Here is a 17,388-nt window from a genome sequence, read left to right as displayed (position 1 = left end):
CAGGGGAACCGCTAGATGCGCTTTTTCAACCCTCTCCCGCTTGCGGGAGAGGTGTCGCGTCGATCGGCGAAGCCGATCCGGCGACGGAGAGGGAAGTCTCGCCCAAAGGAAGACTTCCCCCATCGTCAGGCGTGTCGCTGCGCGCCACGACCTGACACTTCCCCCGCCAGCGGGGGAAGGTCGATCCCTCAGATCACGAAGTCGTACACGACCTCGGCCAACGTATGGTCCATCGTTCGGGCCGGCTCGGCCCCGGTGGGGCAGTTGACCAGCCGCGCCGGCACCCCCGCCACGGTGCAGCCGGACGGCACGTCCTTCAGCACCACCGAACCCGACGCCACCTTGGCGTAGTCGCCGATATGGATGTTGCCCAGCACCTTGGCCCCGGCGCCCAGCAGCACCCCCTTGCCGATCTTGGGGTGGCGATCGCCGCGCTCGGCGCCGGTGCCGCCCAGGGTCACGCTGTGCAGCATGGAGACGTCGTCGCCGACCACCGCAGTCTCGCCGATGACGATGCCGGTGCCGTGGTCGAGGAACAGCCCCTGGCCCAGCCGCGCGGCCGGATGGATGTCCAGCTGGAACAGTTCGGAAATCCGGCTCTGGAAGTGGAAGGCCAGGGTCTCACGGCCCTGGCCCCACAGCCAATGGGCCACGCGCCAGCCCTGCAAGGCCTGGAATCCTTTGAAATAAAGGAAGGGCTGCAACAGATTGCGGATGGCCGGATCGCGTTCGGCCACGGCGCGCAGATCGGCCTCGGCCGCCGCGACCATGGCCGGATCAGCGGCGAAGGCCGACAAGCAGACCTCGCGCACCGACATGGCGCTCATTTCCGGATCGGCCAGTTTACGCGCGATCTGGAAGCTGAGGGCGCCGGCCAGATCATCGTGCGACAGGATGACGGCGTTCATCTGCGAACCCAGCTGGGGCTCCTCGCGCGAGGCGGCCTCGGCGGAGGCGCGCAGCTGGCGCCACACGCTGTCAGTTTCCGCGACGACTTCAAGCTTGGGCATGCCGGACTCCTTCGGCGACATCATACCCGCCCCAGCATGGCCTTAGCCAGCGCCGGAGGCAGGGCTCCATTCAAGCCCATATGATAGGCCTTATACGCCGTCGCCACCGTCAGGCTGTCCCGCACCGTCCCGCGCCCGACTTCGTCGAGCAGATCCAGGAACGGCACGCGCACGACGGCGATCACCTCGGTCGGGTCCGGCGCCACCGGCACAGGCCTCAGGCCCCAGGCGATCCAGGTATGCGCCATCTCGGTCGTGACAGAGTTCGACAGCTCCATCGTCAGGGCCGGCGTCCAGTGGGCGGCCTCCAGCCCCGCCTCCTCGGCCAGCTCCCGCCGGACGCCGTCGAACGGATCCTCGTCGAGGGACGCCCCGCCCTCGGGCATCTCCCAGGAATAGTTGGCGAAGGCGAACCTCTGCTGCCCGACCAGAACCACCGTGCCGTCGTCATGCACCGGCAGCACCCCGGTCGCGACATTCTTGGGCCGCATCACCGCATAGTCCGCCAGCTGGCCCGTCGGGGCGATCACCCGGTGCCGCGTCAACCGCATCCACGGATTTTCGAACACCGTCTCCTCGGTCTTGCTGCGCCAGGCCGGCGGCTTGGCCAGGCCGGCGGCCCATTTCGGTTCGTCGAAATCGCTCATACCTCAGCTATGGCGGACGGCGGGGGGAAAGCCTAGCTAGACCGCATGACCCCTTCGCCTCTCTTTCCGTTGAACGCCCCCCTGCCCGCCCCGGTCCCGTCGCAGGAGTTGCGCGATCGGCTGGCCTCACGCCGCTCCGCCCCGGCCCAGGCCCTGACCAGCCCCGGCCCGACCGAGGCCGAACTGGATCAGATCCTGACCCTGGGCGCCCGCACGCCCGATCACGGCAAGCTGTTTCCCTGGCGGTTCGTGGTCCTGGGGCCGCAGAGCCGCGGGGAAATCGCCGAAAAACTGTCCGGCCTTGCGCAGACCCAGGGCCGTCCCGCCAAGGAGCAGGCGGTCCTGGCCAAGCTGACCGCCGCCCCCGTCACCGTCCTGGTCATCTCGGCGCCCGTGCCCGACGCCAAGCCGCTCTGGGAGCAGCAGATGTCGGCCGGCGCGGTCTGTATGAATCTGGAGCATGCGGCCGGCGCCTTCGGCTATGCTTCCAGCTGGATCACGGACTGGTACAGCTATGACGCCCAGGCCACAGCCCTGTTCGGCCTGACCGACGGCGAGGCGGTCGCCGGCTTCATCCATATCGGAACCCTGAACGAACCGGCCCTGGAACGCCCCCGCCCCGACATGGCGGCCAAGGTCACCCGCCTGCCCTAGATCTGGACAGGCCTTGTCGTTAATCTTTTCCCTCTAAGCGTCAGACCCTTAGCTGTAGCGAGTGGTCCGATGTCCTGTGTGGGTTGCAAAGATGGGGCGGGGTTCGACCTGCCCATCACCATGGCTTTCCAGCCCATCGTCAACGTCTCAACACAGACAGTCTTCGCCTACGAGGCGCTTGTGCGGGGCAAGGACGGCGCCGGCGCCGGTCAGGTGCTGGCTCAGATAGCTGACCACAACCGCTACGCCTTCGATCAGGTCTGTCGCACCACCGCGATCGAACTGGCGGCCGGGCTCGACATGGCGGCGACGGGCGCCAACCTGTCGATCAATTTTCTGCCCAATGCGGTCTATGAGCCGCGCGCCTGCATCCGCGCCACCCTGGCGGCGGCGATGCGAACAGGCTTCCCCGTGAACAAGATCATCTTTGAGTTCACCGAGAGCGAGGCGATGGACGCCGACCACATCCTGAACATCCTGCGCTCCTATCGCGCCATGGGGTTCAAGACGGCCATCGACGACTTCGGCGCCGGTTACGCGGGCCTGGGTCTGCTGACCCTGTTCCAGCCGGACATCGTCAAGCTGGACATGGCCCTGATCCGCGACATCGACACCGATCCGGTTAAGCGCACCATCGTGCGCAACACCCTGAACATGCTGCGCGATCTGGGCGTTGAACCGGTCTGCGAAGGTATAGAGACCCCGGCCGAACAGGACGTCCTGCGCGACTTGGGCGTCGATCTGATGCAGGGCTATCTGTTGGCAAGACCGGCGCTTGAGGCCCTGGGGCTGGTCGCCTGGCCCCGCGCCGCGTCACTGGCCCGCACCGCCTGACGGTTCTTTCTCCGGCCGGTGCACCAGAGACACCAGCACCACCGAGATGATCATCAGCAGGAACCAGGCCCCCAGCTTGTGCAGGGACACCGGCTCCCAGCCCCCGTCCTGCCCCGGATAGGTCCAGGCCCGCGCGAAGGTGCCCAGGTTCTCGGCGACCCAGATGAACAGGGCCACCAGCCCATAGCCCAGCAGCAGCGGCATCGACCGCCGACGCCGGTCCGCCGTGAAATAGAACCAGCCCCGCCCGAACAGCAGGACTGTCGCCAGAAACAGAACGATCCGCACGTCCGGCAGCCAGTGATGGGCGAAGAAATTCACATAGACGGCTGCCGCCAACACCCAGGTCGTCCACAGCGGCGGATAGCCGCGCACCCGGATATGGAATATCCGCTGCACCCGCGCGATATAGCTGCCCACCGCCGCATACATGAAGCCCGAGAACAGGGGCACGGCGCCGATGCGCAGCAGACTGTCCTCCGGATAGACCCACGACCCGTGCGCCGTCTTGAACAGCTCCATGATCGTCCCCGCCACATGGAACAGGAAGATCACCCGCGCCTCCTCCCAGCTCTCCAGCCGGAAGGCCAGCATAGCCGCCTGGATCATCACCGCCCCGACCGCCAGAAAATCATACCGCGAGATCGGCGACTGATCCGGCCACCACAGGAAGGTGCCGACGATCAGCCCCAGCATCAGCCCCCCGAACAGACACGCCCACCCCTGTTTCAGCCCGAACCAAAGGAACTCGTAGGCGTAGCGACGCGGACGAGACCGGTCGGCCCAGGTCTGGGCGCGCGTGAGGAGACGGCGCCCCCAGGCTTCCAGAGGCAAGGAGGAACTTCGCGACATGCCCAAGGCTTAGCCCAAGCCGGCGGACTTGCCATCCGCTGTCGATCAACTTAAGCCTCGGCCCGCGATGCGACGCCCTGGGCCCTCCCTGTCAGCCGGTCTGAAGCTGGTTTTGCAGCTGGTGCTGGCGCTTGTCGCCTTTGCGCCGGCGGCGTCGGCCCACGCCTGCGCCGAAGCGAACTGCGCGGCAGTCGCTGTCGTCGGCGAAGCCGTTTCGGATCAGGACCAGGGCTGCATCGATTGCGGGCCTGCCTGCGCCAACGGCTGCTGCCACGCGCCTCACCCCGCATATAGATCAGACCCGATCCTGATCCAGACGCTGGCTCACACAGCCGCGCGTCACGCCTGGCGTCAGTCGCCGGAACCTACGCCGGTCGATACCGCCGGCCCCGACCGCCCCCCGCGCGTCTGATCCCGCCAGGGCCGCACAGGCCCACTTCGCCTCGTCCGCGTCGTTCCGCTGCTGGGTGGAGCGCGCCTATCGTCGTCAGGGCCGGCCCGTGCGCCGGCCGAGGATCAGATCATGACCATCGCCTATCATCTCCTGGCCGGAGTCGCCTTCGCGACTCTGCTGCCCGCCGCCGCCGCCCTCGCCCAAGACCAGAGCCAGACCTCGCCATACCCGCCCCAAACACCGCCCGCCGAAGAAGTCGCGGAGCTGGAGGAGATCTTCGTCGTCTCGACCCGCTCCCGCCGCCGCGTTCAGGACGAGCCCGTCCGGATCGAGGTGCTGAACGAAGAGGAGATCGCCGAAAAGCTCATCATGCGTCCAGGCAACATCTCGATGATCCTGGCCGAAACCGGCGGGGTGCGCGTCCAGGTCACCTCCCCCGGACTGGGATCCGCCAACGTCCGCGTTCAAGGCATGAGGGGTCGCTACACTCAGTTGCTGGCCGATGGCCTGCCCCTTTACGGCGGCCAATCCTCGTCCCTGGGCCTGCTGCAGATCCCGCCCAGCGATCTGGGGCAGGTCGAGGTGATCAGGGCGCCGCCTCAGCTCTATACGGCGGACAGGCTTTGGGCGGCGTGGTCAATCTGATCTCCCGCCGACCGGGCGAAACCCGCGAAGGCGAGTTGATCCTGAACGCCACTTCGCGCGACGGTCAGGACGTCTCGGCCTACGCCGCTGCTCCCCTGTCTTCAGACTGGAGCGGCTCCGTCCTGGCGACCTACAATCATCAGGCGATCCAGGACCTGGACGACGACGGCTGGATCGACATGGCCGGCTACACGCGCTGGTCGGCCCGGCCGCGGCTGTTTTGGAACGGCGACGATGGCGCGACCCTGTTCCTGACGGCAGGCGGCATGACCGAGCGGCGGCGGGGCGGCACGCGCGACGGCGCCCTGGCCCCCGACGGTCAGCCCTTCCGACTGGATCAGGAGACTGACCGCCTGGACGCCGGCGCCGTCTATGAACGGCCTCTGGGCGACAGCGCCTGGCTCCAGGCCCGCGCGTCCGCCGTCGAACAGAGCCACCGCCACCGGTACGGCGATCTGATCGAAGAAGACCGCCACCAGACCTTCCTGGTGGAGTCCTCCGTCTCGGCCGAGGCTATGGGCGCCGACTGGATGGGCGGCCTGGTATGGCAGGCGGATGACTACGCCTCGGACGCCTTCCCGGCCTTCGACTATCGCTACACGGCCCCGGCCGTTTTCGCCCAGGTCGAACGCGACTGGACCGAGGATCTGACGGTTTCGGCCAGCGCCCGCTATGACGACCACAGCCGCTACGGCGGTCAGTTCAGCCCGCGATTGTCCCTGCTTTGGCGACCGGGTCCGTGGACCGTGCGGGGTTCGTGGGGACGCGGCTTTTTCGCCCCTACGCCCTTCGTGGAGGAGACCGAGGCTGCGGGCCTGTCGCGGCTGGAGCCCATCGCCAATCTGGAGGTGGAAACGGCCTCGACCGCCTCGCTGGACCTGGGCTGGGCCAGAGGATCTTGGGAGACCAGCCTGACGCTGTTCGGGTCGGACATAGACGACGCAGTGCGGCTTCAGCCTGTCTCCGCCGACCGAGCGCGGCTGATCAACGTGGACGGCGTCACCCGCACCCGTGGGGTCGAGCTGCTGGGCCGCTGGCGCCGGGCGCCTTTCGTGCTCACCGCCAACTACATGTATCTGGACGCCGACGAGCCGGAGGAAGCAGGATCTGCGCGGCGCGACACGCCGATGACGCCGCGTCATTCGGCCGGCTTCGTGGCCATGTGGGAGGAACACGATCGCGGCCGCCTCGGCTTCGAGGCCTATTACACAGGCGCCCAGCCGCTGGACGACGATCCCTACCGCGATCGCGGCGAGGCCTACTGGGAGCTGGGGCTGTTGGGCGAGGTGGTTCTGGGTCGCTACCGCCTGTTCCTGAACCTGGAAAACCTTCTGGACGAACGCCAGACCCGGAGCGATTCCTTGCTCAGGCCGACCCGCACGGCGGACGGCCGCTGGACAACCGACGCCTGGGCCCCGTTGGAGGGGTTCGTCGCCAACGCCGGGGTCCGTATCCGTTTCGGCGGTTGATCCAGACGTCGCGGGCGGGGTGCGATCTCACCCCCGCCCGCGATAGGTCGGCACGCCCTGGTCCGGCAGCCACAGGCCCTCGGGCGCCGGGCCCGTCTGCCAGAAGACGTCGATCGGTATCCCCCCGCGCGGATACCAATACCCCCCGATCCTCAGCCATTTCGGCTCCAGCAGATCCGCCAGCCGCCGGCCGATGGCGACGGTGCAGTCCTCGTGGAAGGCGCCGTGGTTGCGGAAACTGGTCAGGTACAGTTTCAGGCTCTTGGACTCGACCAGCCAGTCGCCCGGCGCATAGTCGATGACGATATGGGCGAAGTCCGGCTGGCCCGTCACCGGGCACAGGCTGGTGAACTCGGGCGCTGTGAACCGGGCCAGATACAGCGTATCCGCATGCGGGTTCGGCACCCGTTCCAGCACGGCCGTCTCGGGACTGGTCGGGGCGGCGGTCTGGGCGCCCAGCTGGCTGAGGTTGTCGGTGTAGTGGGTCATGGCGCGCCTCAGATCAGGCCGGCCAGGGGCGACGACGGGTCGGCGTACATCCGCTTGGGCATCCGCCCCGCCAGATAGGCGTCGCGACCGGCGATCACGGCGTGCTTCATCGCGCGCGCCATGCGGATCGGATCCTTGGCCCCGGCAATGGCGGTGTTCATCAAGACGGCGTCGCAGCCCAGCTCCATCGCCCGGGTGGCGTCCGAGGCCGTGCCCACTCCGGCGTCCACCAGAACCGGCACCTTGGCCTGTTCGACGATCAGCCGGACATTGACCTCGTTCTGGATGCCGAGCCCAGAGCCGATCGGGGCGGCGGCCGGCATGATGGCGGCGGCGCCGGCGTCTTCCAGCCGCTTGGCCATGACCACGTCGTCGGTGCAATAGACCATGACGTCGAACCCGTCCTTGATCAGCATGTCCAGGGCCCGCAGGGTCTCGACCATGTCGGGATACAGGTGGGCGGTGTTGGACAGGACCTCCAGCTTGACCAGACTCCACCCCCCCGCCTCGCGCGCCAGGCGCAGGGTGCGCACCGCGTCCTCGCCGGTGAAACAGCCGGCGGTGTTCGGCAGGAAGGTGAACCGGTCGGGCTTCACATAGTCGACCAGCATCGGCTGGTTCGGATCGGTCAGATTCACCCGGCGCACGGCCACGGTCACGATCTCGGCCCCCGCCGCCTCGGCGGCGGCGGCGTTCTGGGCGTAATCGGCGTATTTGCCGGTGCCCACGATCAGGCGTGAGGTAAAGGTGCGGCCGGCGACGGACCAGGTTTCGGGGGCTGTATCGGTCATGGGTGGTGACCTAGTCCTGTCGCGCCCGATGCGAAAGGGCGGATCGATCACGCCGCGTTGCGAGACCGGGCCAGATGAACTAGACTAAGTGGACTAAGTTCACCGGGAGCGACGCATGGAAACGGTCAACGTCCACGAGGCCAAGACCCACCTGTCGCGCCTGCTGGACCGGGCCGCCAAGGGTGAAACCATCACCATCGCCAAGGCAGGCAAGCCGATCGCCAAACTGGTTCCCATCGAGGAGACGCCGATCGACACCTCGCGTCGGTTCGGCTTCATGCGGGGTCAGATTAAAGTTCCTGACGACTTCGACACCATGGGTCAGGCCGAAATCGAGGCGATGATCTATGGTGAAGGCCTTCACGAGGGCGACGAGGGCCAATGAGGCTGTTGATCGACACTCACCTGCTGCTCTGGGCGTCGGAGGATCGCGCACGGCTTCCCGCCAAGGCGCAAGCCTTGATGGCCGATCCCGACAATCAACTGGTGTTCAGCGCGGTCAATATCTGGGAGGTCGTCGTCAAGCACGGCCTGAAGCGACCTGACTTCGACGTGGACGCCCTGGTGTTCCGCCGCCAGTTGCTGGACGCGGGTTATGAGGAAATTCCGGTGACCAGCCTGCACGCGCTGGAACTGGCAGGATTACCGCTGATCCACCGCGACCCGTTCGACCGGCTGCTTATCGCCCAGGCCATGGCCGAGGGAATGCGACTGCTGACGGCCGACCGGCAGGTCGCCTTCTACCCCGGCCCCATCCTCAAGGTCTGATCAACCGCCGCCGACGAACTGGACCAGTTCGATCCGGTCCCCCTCGGCCAGGGCGGTGACGGCGTGCAGCGACCGGGGCACGATCTCCAGATTACGCTCGACCGCCACCTTGCGGGGGTCCAGCGCCAGTTCCTCGACCAGCTCCGTCACCGTCGTCGCATAGACCTCGCGTGGATCGCCGTTGACTTGAATACGCAAACCGTCTGCCTCGATGCCCGTGTGTCGGCGTGTCATAGCGCGTTTCGGCGCGGAGGGCATGAGGCGCCGCCGCATTCACATGGCCTACCCCTATTCGTCGCCTACCCCTATTCGTCGTCCTCGGGCTTGACCAGAGGACGACGGCGGTGGGTGATTGGAGACGGAAGGCTAGCGCCCACCAAACCCATCCGTTCTCCCCCTTTTCCCCGCCTTCTCGCCCCTCCGACGGGAAATCCGTTGACGCCCGCGCGGATGACGTTAGGTCAAGCCGTTTCCACGCTGCGCTTTGACCCGCGCCGCGCCTGAGCTACAAGGCCGGCCCTGAACCGTCAGAGGTCGCCCGATTCCGGAGCCTCGTTTCGAGAACCGATGTCCGACACGTCCGTCATCCATGTGCTGAACGGCCCTAACCTGAACCTTCTCGGGGTGCGGGAGCCGGAGATCTATGGCCGCGACACCCTGGCGGACATCGAACAGCGCTGCGTGACGGCGGCGGGCGAGGCGCAGATCGTGTTCCGCCAGACCAACCATGAAGGCGTGCTGGTGGACTGGATCCAGGAGGCGCGTGAGAAGGCGCAGGCCCTGATCCTCAACCCAGCGGCCTATGGCCACACCTCGGTCGCCCTGCACGACACGCTGAAGACCCTGACCATACCGGTCATTGAGCTTCATCTGTCCAATCCGGCGGCGCGCGAGGCGTTCCGCCATCACTCCTATGTGTCGTCCGCGGCGACCGGCGTCATCGCCGGCTTCGGCGCGGCAGGCTATGAACTGGCCGTGCAGGCGGCCCTGACCCAGATCCGGGAACGCGCCTGAGGGCCGACCCGTTCGCAATCCAAGACGAAAGACAAAGGCGCAATCCAATGGCCGATGACAAGAAACACGCCGAGATCGACGCGTCCCTGGTTCGCCAGCTGGCCGAGATCCTGAACGAGACCGACCTGACCGAGGTCGAGGTCGAGCGCGGCGAGCTGCGCATCCGCGTGGCGCGCGAGGTCACCGTCAACGCAGCCCCCGTCCAGTACGCCGCCGCCCCGGCTCCGGCCGCTGCGCCTGCGGCCGCCGTCGCCGCGCCGGCCGCCATGCCGTCCGACCCCGCCACCATCGTCGCCCGCGCCGGCGAAGAGGTGAAGTCGCCGATGGTCGGCACCGCCTACCTGCAGCCTTCGCCGGAAGCCGCGCCCTTCGTCCAGCCGGGCGACAAGGTGAAGAAGGGTCAGACCCTGCTGATCGTCGAAGCCATGAAGACCATGAACCCGATCCAGGCGCCGCGCGACGGCGTGGTGGCTGAGATTCTGGTCGGCGACGCCCAGCCGGTCGAGTACGGCGAAGCCCTCGTCCTGCTGGAAGCCTAAGGCGCCCTGATGTTCACCAAAGTCCTGATCGCCAATCGCGGCGAGATCGCGCTTCGCATTCATCGGGCGTGCAAGGAGATGGGCATCTCCACCGTCGCCGTGCACTCCGAAGCCGACCGCGGCGCCATGTGGGTGCGGCTGGCCGATGAGAGCGTCTGCATCGGTCCCGCCTCGGCGGCCAAATCCTATCTGAACATCCCGTCGATCATCGCGGCGGCCGAGATCACTGGGGCCCAGGCGATCCACCCCGGCTACGGCTTTCTGTCCGAGAACGCCCGCTTCGCCGAGATCGTGGGCGCGCACGGCCTGACCTTCATCGGACCCAAGCCCGAACATATCCGGGTCATGGGCGACAAGATCACCGCCAAACAGACGGTCAAGGACGCCGGCATTCCCGTGGTCCCCGGCTCGGATGGCGAGGTCGAGACGGTGGAGGCCGCTATCGAGGCGTCCAAGTCCATCGGCTTCCCCCTGATCGTCAAGGCGGCGGCCGGCGGCGGCGGACGCGGCATGAAGGTGGCCCTGACGCCTGACGACCTGGTCGAGGCCGTTCAGACCGCCCAGTCCGAGGCCAAGGCCGCCTTCGGCAACGGCGCCGTCTATATGGAGCGCTACCTCCAGAAGCCGCGCCACATCGAGATCCAGGTCATCGCCGACAGCCACGGCAATGTCGTCCACCTGGGCGAACGCGACTGCTCGCTGCAGCGCCGTCACCAGAAGGTGCTGGAAGAGGCCCCCTCGCCCGCACTCTCTGCTGAAGGCAGAAAGAAGATCGGCGAGACGGTCAACAAGGCCATCGCCGCTATCGGCTATCTGGGCGTCGGCACGATCGAATTCCTGTGGGAGGACGGCGAGTTCTTCTTCATCGAGATGAACACCCGCCTGCAAGTCGAGCATCCGGTTACGGAAATGATCACCGGCGTCGATCTGGTCCGCGAACAGGTGCGGATCGCGGCCGGTCTGCCGCTGTCCTTCACCCAGGAGGACATCAAGTTCCAGGGCCACGCCATCGAGGTGCGGATCAACGCTGAAAACCCGGAGACCTTCACGCCCTCGCCGGGCAAGGTCACCGACTTCCACGCGCCGGGCGGCCTGGGCGTGCGGCTGGATAGCGCCATCTACGCCGGCTATTCGATCCCGCCCTATTACGACAGCCTGATCGGCAAGCTGATCGTCCACGGCCGCGACCGCGAGGAGGCCATCGCCCGCCTGAAGCGGTCGCTGAATGAGGTCGTGGTCGGCGGCGTGGACACCACCATCCCCCTGTTCCAGCGCCTGTTGGCCGAGCCCGACATCCTGTCCGGCGACTATGACATCCACTGGCTGGAGAAGTGGGCCGCCCGTCAGAAGGGCGACGCCTGACCGACCCCGACTACAGCGCCAGCGGGCCGTTCGGCGGCTTCGGCCCCGAGGACCTGCTGGCCTGTTACGCCCGGGGCGTCTTCCCGATGGCCGAGTCGCGCGACGATCCGCGTGTCTTCATCATCGAGCCCGAGCAGCGCGGCGTCATCCCGCTGGATGGCTTCCATATCCCCACCCGCCTGCGCCGAACCGTCCGGGGCGAGCCTTTCGAGGTACGGGTGGATACGGCCTTCGAAGCTGTGCTGGACGGCTGTGCTGCGGCGCAAGGGCCCGAGCGTCAGGACACCTGGATCAACGCGCCGATCCGCCGCCTGTACGCCGCCCTGTTCGCCCAGGGCCATGTCCATTCGATCGAATGCTGGAAGGACGAACGGCTGGTGGGGGGCCTGTACGGCGTCTCCCTGGGCGGCGCCTTCTTCGGCGAAAGCATGTTCAGCCGCGAGCGGGACGCCTCAAAAGTCGCCCTGGTCCATCTGGTCGCACGGTTGAGAAAGGGTGGCTGGAGCCTGCTGGACGCCCAGTTCCTGACCGAACACCTCAGCCAGTTCGGAGCGGTCGAGACGCCCCAGGCGGCCTATCTGCGTCGCCTGAAGCCGGCGCTCAGGACTGTCGTCGACGAGACCGCCCTGTGGGGGCCGATGAGCGGCGCCGAGGCCGTCGCGCTGGCGACGGCGGGCGGCTGATTTCCGGCTGTCCGGACACGCTATTCCGGCGTCCGGACAGGTTCGCGCTGGCGACGGCGTAAGGGATGCGGCCTCTTCAGGCGCATGACCCAAGCCGCTTCAAACACCCCGCCCCTCCCCGCACGCGCCCTCTGGCGTGACGCGTTCGAGATTGCTGTGACAGTGATCGTCGCCCTCGTGTTGGCCACGGCCTTTCGCACCATCGCCTACCAGCCCTTCACCATTCCCAGCTCCTCGATGGAGCCGGGACTGGTGGTCGGCGACTACATCGTCGTCTCCAAATTCGCCTATGGCTGGAGCAGGGCCTCCCTGCCCGCAGGCCGTCCAGAGGGCGAGGGTCGGCTGGGTCAGCGTCAGCCCCGGCGGGGCGACGTCGTCGTCTTCCGCCTGCCGCGCGATCCGAAACAGGTCTGGATCAAACGGGTGATCGGCCTGCCGGGCGACGCGGTTCAGGTGCGGGGCGGAACCGTCTTCGTCAATGACCGGCCTATCCCCCAGACCCGGCTGGGCATCACCCAAGACCATGACGATCCGGCCCGCACGGTGCGGTTGGTGGCCGAGACCCTGCCCAACGGCAAACACTATGTCACCTATGACGGCGGTCCCGACCTGCCCGGCGACGACACCGAAATCTATCGGGTGCCGGCCGGCCGTTATCTGATGATGGGCGACAATCGCGACAACTCGCTGGACGGGCGCTGGCCCGCCTCGGTCGGGGTCGGTCTGTTGCCCGCCCAGAACATCATAGGGAGAGCGGAGTTCATCGCCTGGTCCTGGAAGCCGGGCGCGGCCCTGGTCAAGCCCTGGACCTGGACCCAGTTGCGCGGAGGCCGGTTCTTCGTCCCGATCCGCTAGAGCCTGATCCGTTGAGAAGGAACCGCTTCGCGGTTCCGCTGAAACGGTGAATCAGGCTCCAGATTAAAGCGAGAGCCTGATCCGTTGAGGAGGAACCGCGAAGCGGTTCCGTCCGAAACGATCATGCTCTAGCGGGCGCGGAACTCTTCGAAGCTAAGACGGCCGTCATGGTCGCGATCCAGGCGATCGAAGGCGGTTCGGGTCGGCGTCACGCTCTCAGCCAGGGACGGCGCGGCGACGGCCCCCAGGGCCAGGGCGGCCAGAACCGCCGCCAAAAGCAGGCGGCCGTCGAACCGGCGCGGACGCCCGGCCAGTTCGACGTCGATAAAACGGCGAAGCACGTCGCTGGCGGTGCGGCCCTCGGCGCGGCAGCGCGCCATGAACGCCGTCTTGGTCTCGTGCGGCAGACGGATTTCGACGGTTTCCGTCTTCTTCAGCGGTCGAGGCGCCATGTCGCCGCCCGCCCCGCTCAGTTCTTACAGCCTACGACCCAGGCGTCGTAGTTCGGGTGCTGAAGCCCGCTGACGGCCGGAGACGAGGCGAACATCCAACCGCGGAAAATCTGGCGCGGCTCGGCCGAGGCGGCGCCTCGGCTCTGAATTGCGACCTGAAGATAGGCGATGGCGTCTTCGGTCAGTTCGTCGGGCGTGGAGACTTCGCAGGCGCGGGCGGTGAAGATCAGATTCTTGTTGAACCGGACCGGCCGACCGCCGACCTCGACCTCGAACTTCATCGTCTCGGCCGTGGTCTTGTCCAGGGCCTGGATGACGGCGAACTTGCGCCGCTGACGGCGGGCTGGAGTCTCGGGCTGTTCGATCGGCTTTTCGGCCACCGGCGCTTCCGCCTCGACCTCTTCCTCGGCTTTTTCGGCCACGGCCGCGTCCTCGGCGATTTGAACCGACGGTGGAGGAGAGACGGCGATCGGCGCGCGAGGCGCGGGCGTGCCAGAGGGGGCCGTTTCGGTCGGGACGGCCGGTGTCGCCGGCGTGTTTCGCAGGATTTCGCCGATCGGATCCTGTTGAACCGGACGCGCGTCGCGGGGCGCATCCTGAAGGACGCTGGCGGTGACCGCCCCGGCGCTGAGCGCCAGCACGAGGCTCGCCCCAGCCGTCAGCAGCCGATTCCGTCTCACTCGGGCGTCCAGGCCTGATAATCGCCCGTGGCCGCCGGGCGCTTGGCCTCTGCGGCCAGCGAGCCCTGCGGACGCCAAGCCATGGGCGTGCCCGTCAGATTGGGCAGATGGTCCTTTTCCCACGGGCGGCGCAACAGGGGCGCCTCGGTCGGCGGCAGGTCAAAGGTGTAACGCAGCCAGCCGTGCCAGTCCGGCGACACCTTCGTGGCGTCTGCATAGCCTTCATAGACGACCCAGCGACGCTTGCGGCCGTCATAGCTGGAGTGGTCCTTGGCCTCGTAATATTTGTTGCCGAACTCATCGGTCCCGACGAAGCGGCCGCGCTTGGCGATCGTAAACAGGGTGCCGATCGTGGCCCCATTCCACCAGGCGAAAATTTTGTTCAGCACGTCGTCAAACCCACGCGAAAAGACGCCGCGGGCGAAACCCCGACGGTCGGGCGCGATCATAGAAACCCCAGCCCCGTTCGTCCAGCATTGAGGCGCGCCCACGGCGGCCGGCCGCTTTCGATCCTTTCCGCGCGACGCGAGGGGAAAGGATCAAACCTAAACCTGTGAATCTGTTTAGAACCGAACTGCCCTCGGGGGTGTTCTAAGCGTCGCCCTTTCGGCGGATCACTTGAGGATGCGAGATTTGGACAAGGACAGGCGGAACGCCAACGACGGTCAGGTGGAGGCCCTGGACGCCGAGCGAATCGCCGATGAGGTCGCTGGCATCGACCGCGGGACCGATCCCTTCGTCGCCGCCGTGCGGGCGACCCGCATGCCGATGATTGTGACAAACCCTCGTCTGCCGGATAATCCGGTCGTCTTCGCCAATGACGCCTTCTGCCGATTGACCGGCTATGAGCGGTCCGAAATTCTCGGTCGAAACTGCCGGTTCCTGCAAGGGCCGGAGACCGAGCCGGAGACGGTCAAGCGCATCCATAGGGCTGTGAAAGACGCCGCGCCGATCGAGATCGACATCCGCAACTATCGCAAGGACGGGTCCGCCTTCTGGAACCGCCTGTTGCTGGCGCCGGTCTATGACGGCTACGGCGACCTGGCCTATTTCTTCGCCAGTCAGTTGGACGTCACACGCGACCGGGAAAAGGTCGAGGGGCTGAAATCCCGCAACGCCGCCCTGTCGGCGGAGCTGACGAACCGCCTGACCCTTGCGCAGGAACGCGAGCGCGAACTTGAGCTGGCGATGGCCGCCGGGGGGCTGGGCGCCTGGAGCGTGGATGTCGCCAGCCGATCCTTGGCGGCCTCGGAGGCCTACAAGGCCTTGCTGGGATGGCCGAGCGATCGGCCGATGACCTATGAGGATCGTCAGTCGCTGATCCACCCTGAGGATCGCGACGCCGTTCGCGCCCAGAGCGACGCCACGATTAACGACGGCGCGGACTACGACATCACCCACCGCATCGTGACGCCCCAGGGCGAAACCCGCTGGATGAAGGCGCGCGGCGTGCTGATCAGCGATGCGGACGGCGCGCCGCTTCGTATCGCGGGCGTGACCCAGGACATCACCCGCGAAGTGCGGTCCCAGAAGATGCGGACCGCCCTGGTGGAGCTGTCGGACGCCCTGCGCGATCTGGACGACCCCGCCGACATCTCCTACGCAGCGGCCCAGGTTCTGGGCCGCACCCTGGAGGTCAGCCGCGCCGGTTACGGCCTGGTCGATCGACAGGCCGAGACGATCACCATCGACCGCGACTGGAACGCGCCTGGAATAAAGACGCTGGCCGGCGTGCTGCACTTCCGCGACTACGGCTCCTACATCGAGGAGCTGAAGCGCGGCGAGACCGCCGTAATCGCCGACGCGCGGCTGGACCCCCGCACGTCCCAGACGGCCCAGGCGCTGGAGGCCATCAGCGCGCGCGCCTTCGTCAACATGCCCTTGACCGAACAGGGCGGTCTGGTGGCCCTGCTCTATCTGAACCACGCCACGACCCGTGCATGGCCTGAAGACGAAATGGCCTTCATCCGCGACGTGGCCGAGCGGACTCGCGCCGCGACGGAACGCCGACGGGTCGAGCGCAACCTCGCGGACCTGGCGGCTTCTCTGGAACGTCAAGTCGAAGAGCGGACCGCCGCCTTGATGAAGAGCGAGGAGGCTCTGCGCCAATCCCAGAAGATGGAGGCGGTCGGACAGCTCACCGGCGGCATCGCCCATGACTTCAACAATCTGCTGACGGGCATAACCGGAAGCCTAGATCTGTTGGCCAAGCGGCTGGCCGAAGGGCGGATCAATGAGGCGGATCGCTTCATCACCGCCGCCCAGGGCGCCGCGCGCCGCGCCTCGTCCCTGACTCACCGCCTGCTGGCCTTCTCGCGTCGCCAGACCCTGGCCCCTCGCCCCACCGATCTGGCCCGGCTGGCGAGGGGGATGGAGGAGCTGATCCAGCGTACCATGGGGCCGGGCATCACCGTCGAAGCCGTGCACGGGGGCGGTCTGTGGCCCGTGCTGGTGGATCCGGGTCAGTTGGAAAACGCCTTGCTGAACCTGTGCATCAACGCCCGAGACGCCATGCCCGAGGGCGGCAAACTGACCATCGAAAGCGGCAATCGCTGGCTGGATGAGCGGGTGGCGGCGGAATGCGAACTGCCGCCGGGCCAATATGTTTCGCTGTGCGTGTCCGACACGGGCGCAGGCATGGCGCCGGACGTCGTGGCCAAGGCCTTCGAACCCTTCTTCACCACCAAGCCGATCGGCCAGGGCACGGGGCTGGGCCTGTCGATGATCTATGGATTCGCCCGCCAGTCAGGCGGACAGGTCCGAATCTATTCGGAACCGGGCCAAGGGACGATGGTCTGCCTGTACCTGCCCCGCCACCTGGGCGCGGCCGAAGCGCCCGAGCCGACGCCGAGCGCCGCCGACACGCCCCAGGCGACGGCGGGCCAGACGATCCTGATCGTGGACGACGAACCGACGGTGCGGATGCTGGCCTCTGAAGTCCTGGGCCAACTGGGTTACGCCACCCTGGAAGCCGAGGACGGGAAGGCCGGGCTCGCGACCCTGAATACCGACCGGCCCATCGACCTTCTGATCACCGACGTCGGTCTGCCCGGTGGGATGAACGGGCGCCAGGTGGCCGACGCCGCGCGCGCGGTCCGACCCGATCTGAAGGTGTTGTTCGTCACCGGCTATGCCGAGAACGCCGTCCTCAGCCACGGCCACCTCGACCCGGGAATGCACATACTGACCAAGCCCTTCGCCATGGACGAACTGGCCCGGCGGGTTAAGGCCATCCTCACCGCCGACTGAG

22 protein-coding genes are annotated in these 17,388 nt (G+C 67.1%); 12 read left to right on the top strand and 10 right to left on the bottom strand.

Going from position 1 to position 17,388, the window contains the following annotated elements; translation table 11 throughout:
- Positions 1-188: 188 nt before the first annotated feature.
- Positions 189-1,010 (bottom strand): serine O-acetyltransferase, encoded by an 822-nt coding sequence (gene cysE, locus JMT67_RS00760; RefSeq protein WP_201462448.1) that lies wholly within the window; start codon positions 1,008-1,010, stop codon positions 189-191.
- 20 nt (positions 1,011-1,030) lie between these two features.
- Positions 1,031-1,657 (bottom strand): NUDIX domain-containing protein, encoded by a 627-nt coding sequence (locus JMT67_RS00755; RefSeq protein WP_152949875.1) that lies wholly within the window; start codon positions 1,655-1,657, stop codon positions 1,031-1,033.
- A 45-nt stretch (positions 1,658-1,702) separates the two neighbouring features.
- Between JMT67_RS00755 and JMT67_RS00750 the strand changes: the two genes are divergently transcribed.
- Together JMT67_RS00750 and JMT67_RS00745 are read left to right on the top strand one after the other, a co-directional pair.
- Complete coding sequence (locus JMT67_RS00750; RefSeq protein ID WP_054765374.1) at positions 1,703-2,311, top strand: nitroreductase family protein; 609 nt, start codon at positions 1,703-1,705, stop codon at positions 2,309-2,311.
- 69 nt (positions 2,312-2,380) lie between these two features.
- Positions 2,381-3,145 (top strand): EAL domain-containing protein, encoded by a 765-nt coding sequence (locus JMT67_RS00745; RefSeq protein WP_152949874.1) that lies wholly within the window; start codon positions 2,381-2,383, stop codon positions 3,143-3,145.
- On the opposite strand, the gene JMT67_RS00740 is transcribed toward JMT67_RS00745, so the two are convergent.
- Complete coding sequence (locus JMT67_RS00740) at positions 3,125-3,997, bottom strand: DUF817 domain-containing protein (RefSeq protein ID WP_152949873.1); 873 nt, start codon at positions 3,995-3,997, stop codon at positions 3,125-3,127. The genes JMT67_RS00745 and JMT67_RS00740 overlap by 21 nt on opposite strands.
- Positions 3,998-4,088: 91 nt before the next feature.
- On the bottom strand, positions 4,089-4,271 hold the full coding sequence (locus tag JMT67_RS00735; protein ID WP_152949872.1) for a hypothetical protein: 183 nt from the start codon (positions 4,269-4,271) through the stop codon (positions 4,089-4,091).
- Between the two features lie 249 nt (positions 4,272-4,520).
- Between JMT67_RS00735 and JMT67_RS00730 the strand changes: the two genes are divergently transcribed.
- Together JMT67_RS00730 and JMT67_RS00725 are read left to right on the top strand one after the other, a co-directional pair.
- Positions 4,521-5,036 carry a TonB-dependent receptor plug domain-containing protein gene (locus JMT67_RS00730; protein ID WP_201462447.1) on the top strand — a complete coding sequence of 172 codons (516 nt, stop codon included), beginning with the start codon at positions 4,521-4,523 and terminating at the stop codon, positions 5,034-5,036.
- The gene (locus JMT67_RS00725) at positions 5,024-6,505 is read left to right on the top strand and encodes a TonB-dependent receptor plug domain-containing protein (RefSeq protein ID WP_201462446.1); all 1,482 of its coding nucleotides are present in this window, start codon (positions 5,024-5,026) and stop codon (positions 6,503-6,505) included. Before JMT67_RS00730 ends, JMT67_RS00725 begins: the two co-directional genes overlap by 13 nt.
- 27 nt (positions 6,506-6,532) lie before the next feature.
- On the opposite strand, the gene queF is transcribed toward JMT67_RS00725, so the two are convergent.
- Together queF and JMT67_RS00715 are read right to left on the bottom strand one after the other, a co-directional pair.
- A complete protein-coding gene (gene queF, locus JMT67_RS00720) occupies positions 6,533-6,994 on the bottom strand; it encodes a preQ(1) synthase (protein WP_054765370.1) in 462 nt (153 codons plus the stop codon).
- Positions 6,995-7,002: 8 nt separating this feature from the next.
- Positions 7,003-7,785 carry a HisA/HisF-related TIM barrel protein gene (locus JMT67_RS00715; RefSeq protein ID WP_054765369.1) on the bottom strand — a complete coding sequence of 261 codons (783 nt, stop codon included), beginning with the start codon at positions 7,783-7,785 and terminating at the stop codon, positions 7,003-7,005.
- Positions 7,786-7,900: 115 nt separating this feature from the next.
- Between JMT67_RS00715 and JMT67_RS00710 the strand changes: the two genes are divergently transcribed.
- Together JMT67_RS00710 and JMT67_RS00705 are read left to right on the top strand one after the other, a co-directional pair.
- Positions 7,901-8,170 (top strand): type II toxin-antitoxin system Phd/YefM family antitoxin, encoded by a 270-nt coding sequence (locus JMT67_RS00710; protein WP_054765368.1) that lies wholly within the window; start codon positions 7,901-7,903, stop codon positions 8,168-8,170.
- Positions 8,167-8,553, top strand: coding sequence for a type II toxin-antitoxin system VapC family toxin (locus tag JMT67_RS00705; RefSeq protein ID WP_054765367.1), 387 nt, complete (start codon positions 8,167-8,169; stop codon positions 8,551-8,553). The genes JMT67_RS00710 and JMT67_RS00705 overlap by 4 nt, the downstream gene beginning before the upstream one ends.
- On the opposite strand, the gene thiS is transcribed toward JMT67_RS00705, so the two are convergent.
- Complete coding sequence (gene thiS / locus JMT67_RS00700) at positions 8,554-8,751, bottom strand: sulfur carrier protein ThiS (protein WP_054766899.1); 198 nt, start codon at positions 8,749-8,751, stop codon at positions 8,554-8,556. It lies immediately after the preceding gene.
- A 369-nt stretch (positions 8,752-9,120) separates the two neighbouring features.
- Between thiS and aroQ the strand changes: the two genes are divergently transcribed.
- The 5 genes from aroQ (at position 9,121) to lepB (ending at position 13,006) form a co-directional block, all read left to right on the top strand.
- Complete coding sequence (gene aroQ / locus JMT67_RS00695) at positions 9,121-9,567, top strand: type II 3-dehydroquinate dehydratase (RefSeq protein WP_201462445.1); 447 nt, start codon at positions 9,121-9,123, stop codon at positions 9,565-9,567.
- Between the two features lie 47 nt (positions 9,568-9,614).
- Positions 9,615-10,106, top strand: a complete 492-nt coding sequence (gene accB, locus JMT67_RS00690; RefSeq protein ID WP_054765365.1) for an acetyl-CoA carboxylase biotin carboxyl carrier protein — start codon at positions 9,615-9,617, stop codon at positions 10,104-10,106.
- A gap of 9 nt (positions 10,107-10,115) precedes the next feature.
- On the top strand, positions 10,116-11,468 hold the full coding sequence (gene accC / locus JMT67_RS00685) for an acetyl-CoA carboxylase biotin carboxylase subunit (protein ID WP_054765364.1): 1,353 nt from the start codon (positions 10,116-10,118) through the stop codon (positions 11,466-11,468).
- Complete coding sequence (gene aat / locus JMT67_RS00680) at positions 11,465-12,151, top strand: leucyl/phenylalanyl-tRNA--protein transferase (protein ID WP_201463934.1); 687 nt, start codon at positions 11,465-11,467, stop codon at positions 12,149-12,151. Before accC ends, aat begins: the two co-directional genes overlap by 4 nt.
- A gap of 84 nt (positions 12,152-12,235) precedes the next feature.
- Positions 12,236-13,006 (top strand): signal peptidase I, encoded by a 771-nt coding sequence (lepB, locus tag JMT67_RS00675; protein WP_182713681.1) that lies wholly within the window; start codon positions 12,236-12,238, stop codon positions 13,004-13,006.
- Between the two features lie 128 nt (positions 13,007-13,134).
- On the opposite strand, the gene JMT67_RS00670 is transcribed toward lepB, so the two are convergent.
- From JMT67_RS00670 to JMT67_RS00660, 3 genes are read right to left on the bottom strand one after another with little or no spacing between them, the layout of a single operon-like run.
- A complete protein-coding gene (locus tag JMT67_RS00670; RefSeq protein ID WP_201462444.1) occupies positions 13,135-13,458 on the bottom strand; it encodes an EF-hand domain-containing protein in 324 nt (107 codons plus the stop codon).
- Between the two features lie 17 nt (positions 13,459-13,475).
- A complete protein-coding gene (locus JMT67_RS00665) occupies positions 13,476-14,138 on the bottom strand; it encodes a DUF2155 domain-containing protein (RefSeq protein ID WP_201462443.1) in 663 nt (220 codons plus the stop codon).
- Positions 14,135-14,527 (bottom strand): NADH:ubiquinone oxidoreductase subunit NDUFA12, encoded by a 393-nt coding sequence (locus JMT67_RS00660; RefSeq protein ID WP_054766897.1) that lies wholly within the window; start codon positions 14,525-14,527, stop codon positions 14,135-14,137. Before JMT67_RS00660 ends, JMT67_RS00665 begins: the two co-directional genes overlap by 4 nt.
- A gap of 244 nt (positions 14,528-14,771) precedes the next feature.
- Between JMT67_RS00660 and JMT67_RS00655 the strand changes: the two genes are divergently transcribed.
- Complete coding sequence (locus JMT67_RS00655; protein WP_233455745.1) at positions 14,772-17,387, top strand: PAS domain-containing protein; 2,616 nt, start codon at positions 14,772-14,774, stop codon at positions 17,385-17,387.
- Position 17,388 lies beyond the last annotated feature (1 nt).

The sequence above is a fragment of the Brevundimonas aurantiaca genome (assembly GCF_904830995.1).
Lineage (GTDB): Bacteria > Pseudomonadota > Alphaproteobacteria > Caulobacterales > Caulobacteraceae > Brevundimonas > Brevundimonas aurantiaca.
This window is presented reverse-complemented; position numbering and strand designations above follow the sequence as displayed.

Coding starts and splice junctions, on each gene's coding strand:
- cysE (WP_201462448.1), bottom strand. CDS start 1,010: ATGCCCAAGCTTGAAGTCGTCGCGGAAACTGACAGCGTGTGGCGCCAG.
- JMT67_RS00755 (WP_152949875.1), bottom strand. CDS start 1,657: ATGAGCGATTTCGACGAACCGAAATGGGCCGCCGGCCTGGCCAAGCCG.
- JMT67_RS00750 (WP_054765374.1), top strand. CDS start 1,703: ATGACCCCTTCGCCTCTCTTTCCGTTGAACGCCCCCCTGCCCGCCCCG.
- JMT67_RS00745 (WP_152949874.1), top strand. CDS start 2,381: ATGTCCTGTGTGGGTTGCAAAGATGGGGCGGGGTTCGACCTGCCCATC.
- JMT67_RS00740 (WP_152949873.1), bottom strand. CDS start 3,997: ATGTCGCGAAGTTCCTCCTTGCCTCTGGAAGCCTGGGGGCGCCGTCTC.
- JMT67_RS00730 (WP_201462447.1), top strand. CDS start 4,521: ATGACCATCGCCTATCATCTCCTGGCCGGAGTCGCCTTCGCGACTCTG.
- queF (WP_054765370.1), bottom strand. CDS start 6,994: ATGACCCACTACACCGACAACCTCAGCCAGCTGGGCGCCCAGACCGCC.
- JMT67_RS00715 (WP_054765369.1), bottom strand. CDS start 7,785: ATGACCGATACAGCCCCCGAAACCTGGTCCGTCGCCGGCCGCACCTTT.
- JMT67_RS00710 (WP_054765368.1), top strand. CDS start 7,901: ATGGAAACGGTCAACGTCCACGAGGCCAAGACCCACCTGTCGCGCCTG.
- JMT67_RS00705 (WP_054765367.1), top strand. CDS start 8,167: ATGAGGCTGTTGATCGACACTCACCTGCTGCTCTGGGCGTCGGAGGAT.
- aroQ (WP_201462445.1), top strand. CDS start 9,121: ATGTCCGACACGTCCGTCATCCATGTGCTGAACGGCCCTAACCTGAAC.
- accB (WP_054765365.1), top strand. CDS start 9,615: ATGGCCGATGACAAGAAACACGCCGAGATCGACGCGTCCCTGGTTCGC.
- accC (WP_054765364.1), top strand. CDS start 10,116: ATGTTCACCAAAGTCCTGATCGCCAATCGCGGCGAGATCGCGCTTCGC.
- lepB (WP_182713681.1), top strand. CDS start 12,236: ATGACCCAAGCCGCTTCAAACACCCCGCCCCTCCCCGCACGCGCCCTC.
- JMT67_RS00670 (WP_201462444.1), bottom strand. CDS start 13,458: ATGGCGCCTCGACCGCTGAAGAAGACGGAAACCGTCGAAATCCGTCTG.